This window comes from Chitinimonas sp. BJB300, from assembly GCF_002735695.1.
In the GTDB taxonomy this organism is placed as follows: domain Bacteria; phylum Pseudomonadota; class Gammaproteobacteria; order Burkholderiales; family Chitinimonadaceae; genus Chitinimonas.
Genome location: NZ_PDZH01000175.1, coordinates 1 through 6,014, shown reverse-complemented (window position 1 = coordinate 6,014; position 6,014 = coordinate 1). Strand labels below are relative to the sequence as shown.

The following is a 6,014-nucleotide window of genomic DNA, read 5'->3' as shown; positions in this document are numbered from 1 at the left end:
GCCACCCAGGCCGGGTTGATAATCTGCGTAAACGCCCGTTTGCCGCGCTTGCGCTTGTTGCTGATGGTCTTGCTCGGGTGGTAAGCACTCGGGGCCGTCACGGTAACGAAAACCGCTGTATGGCCCAATTCCTCCGCCACCAGCTCAAAGCCTTTGACGCGGGTAATCAGTTCGGCAAAGCGCACGCGCGGGTTGGCGACGCTGCTTTGCTGCAAGTCGAACAGCGAGACTTCATCACCTTCGTTGCTGGTGGCCAGCGCATGGCGTAGGGCTTCGCTCTGATCCTTCCACTTGGTTTGCAGCAGGGAGAGGGTTTGTTGCGATACATAGGTATCGGCCCCCCGGCGGACCTGTCCAGCGCTGATGCGGCCTTGTTCCAAGGCTTGCAAATGGCGACGCACCAAGCTGCGTTTCCATACCCTGCCGTCTTCCAGACGTTTGCCAATGCCTTCGACGGTGACGCCCTGTTTACCGGCCTGCGGCAGACGGACTTCAAAACGGGGGGCGATCATGGCGGCGGTCTCTTCGGGCGATAGCCACGTGTGCAGCTTATCGCAGAGGGCTGCGCCGTCTTCGCCCAGGCGGCACACGTCAATCAACGGGGTGGATGGGTGGCCGAGGTATTTATCCAGCCGCTCAGACAGGTTGATGAGATCCACTGAGCCCACCGGCTGCTGTAGCCAGTGGCTGACGCGCTGGCCCAGCGCATCATGGTCCTCGTTGCGTGCGGCGTCCCATTCGCGTTCGGGGATGCTGCGTAGCTGATGCTTGCGCTCACGGCGGGCCTGCTTGCGTAAGGTCGGCGCACAGTTGGCGGCAAGCCATTCAGCATCGGTTTCAACGTGGTAAGCAACAGTTTCCATCGGTTTCTTTGGGCAAGCCGATCCCCTTACGGCCTGTTGAGGTCGTTTAAAAGGGTGAGTCGAGGGTTAAAACAGCACGGTGGTGACTAGGCTTGCAGTATCGGGCGCGGTCGGATCGGCAGCACGTCATTGCCCTTGTGTGTGTGCGCCACACAATAGAAAGGCGCATTTAGTCGGGTAATAAGGGCTAGACATTGGCGCTCCGTTGGGCAAGCCGCCCCCCTTACGGCCGGTGGCGGTCGTTAAAACGGGGGAATCGGGGGTTAAAACAGCACGGTGGTGACTCGACTTGCAGTATCGAGCACGACCGGATCGGCAGCACGTCTTCGCCATTGTGTGGAGAGCTCACACAATGCGCGGGGTCGAGGTTGGGTCTGGCGTGGTGGTTTCACCCTTGTGCGCGCGCTCGTATCCCCGCCACGCCCGCGCACTTAATAGAGCGTTTTTTATGCACCTGCATGATGGGTCGAGACCCGCGCCAATACAGGGGCGGAAAAGGGTTTGCAGGGTGCAAAACATCATGCGAATCCATGCACTCTAGGCATGCATTTCCATGCAGTGGGCGGCTAAGGGCCCAATGACAGGTCGTTAGCGACGCTGTTTCCCCTGACAAGTTGCCCCAACGTGGCGTGGGGATATTCGCGCTGATTGAAAATTGACCCACCCTGCCGATTGAAAATTGACCCAGGGCGAGAAGCGATCGGCACTTCACAGGGGCATCTTGAACGGCGGGATTGTGTGGTGCGTTCACACAATGGCGTTCGCTCGTCGAGGTGGCACGGGGTCGGGATACTGGCGGCATGCGTTCAACGACGCCTCATCTGGTCCAGTCGGATACGGATGCACCCACGATAAAGCCCCTTTGCCATGACTGACTTCACCCCTGCTTACGACGAGACCGCCAGCGACACGGCGGGTACATCCAGCCTGCGGCATGACCGCTTTATGCGATTGCCGGAAGTGCTGGCCAAGTGTGGCTTCTCCCGTACCGGCTTGTACGACGCGATGCGTCTACGTGGCTTCCCCACTTCGATTCACCTTGGCCCGCGCAATGTGGCGTGGCTGGAATCGGAAGTCCTCGCCTGGATGCAGCAATGCATCGCCCAACGCCAAGCCTGATCAACCCCACTATTAAGGAAACCTCCCCATGTTTGAACATCACCCTGAACACCGTGCTGCCGTTGAAGCCGCTTTAGCTGAATGCCATGCTGCCCGCGACGCCTTCCTGCCTTTGCAGGCAGTCTGTACCGCGTTACGCAAGGAAATCGCGACCCACCAGCAATCAGCCCAGGAAGCCGAAGCGGAGGCCGCCCGCCTGCGTGCGGAGAACAAAGGTCTGCTGCGTAGCTTCACCAGCCATCTGAGCCCGAAGTGCCGGGAACTCAAAGCCCAGGAACGGGCGGCTTACACACTGGCGGAAGACTGGCGCGAACTGGCCAGTGAACTGGAAAAGGGATTGGACGAAGCCGACGAAGACGCCTCAGAGCAATGGTATCGCGTGGTGATTGCGCAGAACGGGTTACGCGAATGCTATAGCCAAGCGCTGATTGAGGTTGGGCTTAGCCAATTGCCGCCCGCACTCAAGCTGGGTTTGCAATTGCAGGCCGACTGCTTGGCAAGCAAGGGCCAACATGCCAGCTGGCGTTTGTTCGACGAGTCGAGCCTGGATGCGGCATGGCGCGAGTTAGCGCCGAAGCTATTGGCGCAATGTAAACAGGCGGTGGATATCCCGGATGAGGCCATCCGGGCGGGCTTGCAAGTGGCGGACCGTGGTTGTGTGCCGGAACTGACGCCAGCGCAAATGCATGTGCGTCGCTATGAACGCGAAAAGGCGGCGGAAGCAGAAGCGGCCCAGGCATAACCCTTATTAATACAGACGAAAGTAAACAAGATCATGAGCAAATGGATAGGCGTCGAACTGGAAGGCACGCTGGCGGAATATAACGACCGATTCCCGAATCAGATTGGCGAGCCGGTGAATGCGATGCTGTTGCGGGTCAAAGGCTGGTTGAATGAAGGCAAGACGGTCAAAGTCCTGTCGCATCGAGCGAAGGCGGGCAGCAGTAACTACGAGGTAAATCGGTGGTTGCGTGAGCAAGGGCTGAGCATGTTGGAAGTGGTGCCGATGGAAAAGGACATGCAATCGTTCTGGGGTGCGCGTGCGGTGCGGGTGGAGTTGAACGACGGGAAGCTCTGCAATGGTTGCCGTAACGCCCCGGAAAACCACTTCCGTCATCAAGGGCATGGGTATACCGCGGAGGACTATTACCTGACGGACTGCTAGGGCCTGCCTACCTATATCACGGATGTATCGCGCTTCTTCTTATCTCTTATTTAAATAAAAAAGCCCCCTCAACCCCAGCTGCTGCTTGGGGTTCAGGGGGTTTCTCTTTAGTGGCTTACTGCGTTGGCTGGCTTAGCTTAGCGGGCCATTTCGATCAGCTCGATGTCCTTCTTTAGCAGCGCATTGACCAGCGTGGAGAGTGCCACGCCTTTATCGTGGGCCAGCTCGCTTAAGCGGGACTGGATGGGCTGATCGAGATAGACCGGCAGGTGTGCTACTGCATCGGCCCGGTAGAACTTGCCGCGAGCGGCTTTGCTGAAATCGTATTCGTCTTGCATCGGGTTCACCTTTAACGGATAGGGCTTAGGGTTCGCCCTGGTACTGCCGTTCTTCATGCCGTGTGGCGAGTCGCGCAGAAATAATGCGTACATGCACCGTGTCTTCATTCTCGCGCCAAGTATGTACGGCCACCACCAACTTGCGGCCCTCGACCTGACCGAGGGTAATCCAGCGCTCATCGTGGGTACTGCTGTGATCCTCATCAAACAACGTTAATGCGAGGGGATCGTTAAACACCAAGGTTGCTGTTTCGAAATCGAGGCCATGTTTCTTGAGATTGGACGCTGCTTTGGCTGGGTCCCATTCGAACAGCAACTGCATGTACTTCCTCCTTAGCTGCTCAGGTTGTTGACCATTTGCTTGGTCTGGTACTTCAGGATCATGCCTTCCAGCAATGCTTTGACGATATGGCGCTCTTCTTCCGGCATATGGCTGATGGCTTCAAATTGCAGGCGTAGATCGTCGGTTGGGCCTCGCTCTCCCTCTTCAAAAAGTAACCAGTCTGTCGAGATAGAAAAGGTCCGAGCAATCTTGCGCAAGGCTTCTGCAGAAGGTTCTGACGTCCCGGCTTCATAGCGTTTGATTTGCTGGACATGGATATGCGTTGCATCCGCCAGGGCTTGCTGAGTAAGCCCTTTATCCTTCCGTAGCGCAATCAGTCGTGCAGAGAAACTCATATAAGTGAACCAGGGAACAGTGTGTTCCAACATGGTAAGCCTCCCCTCTTAAACGTCTTGACGTAGGTATCATTATAGATACTAAAATAATACTCACAAAGTATCTTGACACATTTTTAGGGAAATACCGTTTATGGCACGCATCCCGGATACAGAAATCGAACGCTTAAAAACCGAGGTGTCACTGGTTCGCCTGATTGAGGCAGACGGCATTGCGTTGAGTAAGCAGGGAAAGGATTACGCGGCCTGCTGCCCGTTCCATCAGGACGACAATCCGAGTCTGGTGGTGACGCCGGGCAAGAATCTGTTCCATTGCTTTGGCTGTGGCGCGGCGGGTGGGCCAATAGACTGGGTGATGAAACGGCGTGGTATCAGCTTCCGCCATGCAGCGGAATGGCTGCGCGAGGGTTTGCCTTCTCTTTTAGCTGCCAGTTTGGCGCCGGTGAAGCGCACCACGGCGCGTGCCTTACCGGTAGCGGTGAGCCTGGATGCGGATGACCATGCTTTGCTCGGTCAGGTGATGGACTACTACCACGCCACCCTCAAGCAAGAAGGCGAAGCCTTGGTTTACTTGACCAAGCGGGGGTTGGATCATCCCGAGCTGATCGACACGTTCAAACTGGGTTACGCCAATCGCACCCTGGGCCTGCATTTACCGGAAAAAAATCGCCAGACCGGGGCCGAAGTACGCGGGCGCTTACAGCGCTTGGGGTTAATGCGCGAAACCGGCCATGAACACTTCGCGGGGAGTTTGGTGATACCGGTGCCGGACAGCACGGGCCAGGTGGTGGAAATCTACGGCCGCAAGCTGCGCGACGACTTGCGCAAGGGGACGGCCAAACACCTTTACCTGCCGGGGCCGCATGCGGGCGTATGGAATGAAGCGGGTTTGGCGGCGAGCGGTGGCGAAGTCGTGCTATGCGAAGCGCTGATCGACGCGATGACCTTCTGGTGCGCGGGTTATCGTAACGTCACAGCCAGTTACGGCACCCAGGGGTTTACCGCCGACCACTTGGCCGCCTTCCAGCGGCATGGCATTAAGCGCGTGCTGATTGCCTACGACCGGGATGAGGCAGGCGAGCGGGCTGCGGCGCAGCTGGCGGTCGAACTGGCTGCCCAGGGTATGGGTTGCTGGCGTGTGCAACTCCCTCATGGTCTGGACGCCAATGCGTATGCCCTCAAGGTACAACCTGCCAGCAAAGGGCTGGGGCTGGTGTTGCAGCATGCTCGCTGGCTGGGAGCAGGACCGGCCCCGCATCGGGGGGCTGCCGCCTCCCTGCCACCCCTCCCTGCTTTAGCCGCCCCAGCGCCCGTAGAGACGGGACTGCCGGCCGATGTCAGCACGTCACCTGAGCCGGCGCTGGTGCTTCAGGGAGAGGATTTGCTATTGACCTTGGCGGATCGCTGCTACCGGGTGCGGGGCCTGCCCAAGCAAGCAGCGGCGGGACAACTCAAGCTCAACCTGCTGGCAACGCGTGGCGATGGGTATTACATCGACAGTTTCGACCTCTACAGCGCCAAGGGCCGCGCCCATTACCTGCGGGAAGCGGCGCTGGAACTGGCGGTGGCGGAGGAAGTATTAAAGCGCGATCTGGGCCGACTGCTGCGTTTGCTGGAAGCGCATCAGGACGCGCGGCTACAGGCGGTGTTAGCGCCAGCGGACAACACGCCGACGATGACGGACGCGGCCAGAGAGGCCGCATTGACCCTGTTGCGCGATCCTGCCCTATTGGCACGCATCGTGGCCGACTTCGACGCCTGCGGCCTGGTGGGTGAGCGCACGAACAAGCTGGTGGGCTATCTGGCTGCGGTCAGCCGTAAGCTGGCGGGGCCGTTGGCGGTCGTGGTGCA

General features: G+C 58.6%; 8 protein-coding genes. 4 read left to right on the top strand and 4 right to left on the bottom strand.

Translation table 11 applies throughout. The features are described 5' to 3' along the window. A partial coding sequence (locus CSQ89_RS19270; protein ID WP_143747101.1) for a replication endonuclease occupies positions 1-863 on the bottom strand: 863 nt, incomplete at its 3' end. Between the two features lie 867 nt (positions 864-1,730). Between CSQ89_RS19270 and CSQ89_RS19265 the strand changes: the two genes are divergently transcribed. From CSQ89_RS19265 to CSQ89_RS19255, 3 genes are read left to right on the top strand one after another with little or no spacing between them, the layout of a single operon-like run. Next, on the top strand, positions 1,731-1,982 hold the full coding sequence (locus CSQ89_RS19265) for a helix-turn-helix transcriptional regulator (RefSeq protein WP_099407666.1): 252 nt from the start codon (positions 1,731-1,733) through the stop codon (positions 1,980-1,982). Between the two features lie 28 nt (positions 1,983-2,010). Then, the gene (locus CSQ89_RS19260) at positions 2,011-2,724 is read left to right on the top strand and encodes a hypothetical protein (RefSeq protein WP_099407665.1); all 714 of its coding nucleotides are present in this window, start codon (positions 2,011-2,013) and stop codon (positions 2,722-2,724) included. Positions 2,725-2,757: 33 nt separating this feature from the next. Next, positions 2,758-3,147 (top strand): hypothetical protein, encoded by a 390-nt coding sequence (locus tag CSQ89_RS19255; RefSeq protein WP_099407664.1) that lies wholly within the window; start codon positions 2,758-2,760, stop codon positions 3,145-3,147. Positions 3,148-3,284: 137 nt separating this feature from the next. Here the strand turns inward: CSQ89_RS19255 and CSQ89_RS19250 are convergent, their stop codons facing one another. The 3 genes from CSQ89_RS19250 to CSQ89_RS19240 are packed head-to-tail and all read right to left on the bottom strand — an operon-like array spanning position 3,285 to position 4,196. Next, entirely contained in the window at positions 3,285-3,485 is a 201-nt protein-coding gene (locus tag CSQ89_RS19250) for a hypothetical protein (RefSeq protein WP_099407625.1), read from the bottom strand. 25 nt (positions 3,486-3,510) lie between these two features. Next, a complete protein-coding gene (locus tag CSQ89_RS19245; protein WP_099407663.1) occupies positions 3,511-3,807 on the bottom strand; it encodes a BrnT family toxin in 297 nt (98 codons plus the stop codon). Between the two features lie 11 nt (positions 3,808-3,818). Continuing rightward, positions 3,819-4,196, bottom strand: coding sequence for a helix-turn-helix domain-containing protein (locus tag CSQ89_RS19240; protein WP_233203331.1), 378 nt, complete (start codon positions 4,194-4,196; stop codon positions 3,819-3,821). A 100-nt stretch (positions 4,197-4,296) separates the two neighbouring features. Between CSQ89_RS19240 and CSQ89_RS19235 the strand changes: the two genes are divergently transcribed. Next, on the top strand, positions 4,297-6,014 hold a 1,718-nt coding region (locus CSQ89_RS19235; protein WP_143747100.1), incomplete at its 3' end, for a DNA primase.

Bases quoted from the DNA above. Each gene is read 5' to 3' on its own strand.
- CSQ89_RS19255 (WP_099407664.1), top strand. From the start codon at position 2,758: ATGAGCAAATGGATAGGCGTCGAACTGGAAGGCACGCTGGCGGAATAT.
- CSQ89_RS19240 (WP_233203331.1), bottom strand. From the start codon at position 4,196: ATGTTGGAACACACTGTTCCCTGGTTCACTTATATGAGTTTCTCTGCA.
- CSQ89_RS19245 (WP_099407663.1), bottom strand. From the start codon at position 3,807: ATGCAGTTGCTGTTCGAATGGGACCCAGCCAAAGCAGCGTCCAATCTC.
- CSQ89_RS19265 (WP_099407666.1), top strand. From the start codon at position 1,731: ATGACTGACTTCACCCCTGCTTACGACGAGACCGCCAGCGACACGGCG.
- CSQ89_RS19250 (WP_099407625.1), bottom strand. From the start codon at position 3,485: ATGCAAGACGAATACGATTTCAGCAAAGCCGCTCGCGGCAAGTTCTAC.
- CSQ89_RS19260 (WP_099407665.1), top strand. From the start codon at position 2,011: ATGTTTGAACATCACCCTGAACACCGTGCTGCCGTTGAAGCCGCTTTA.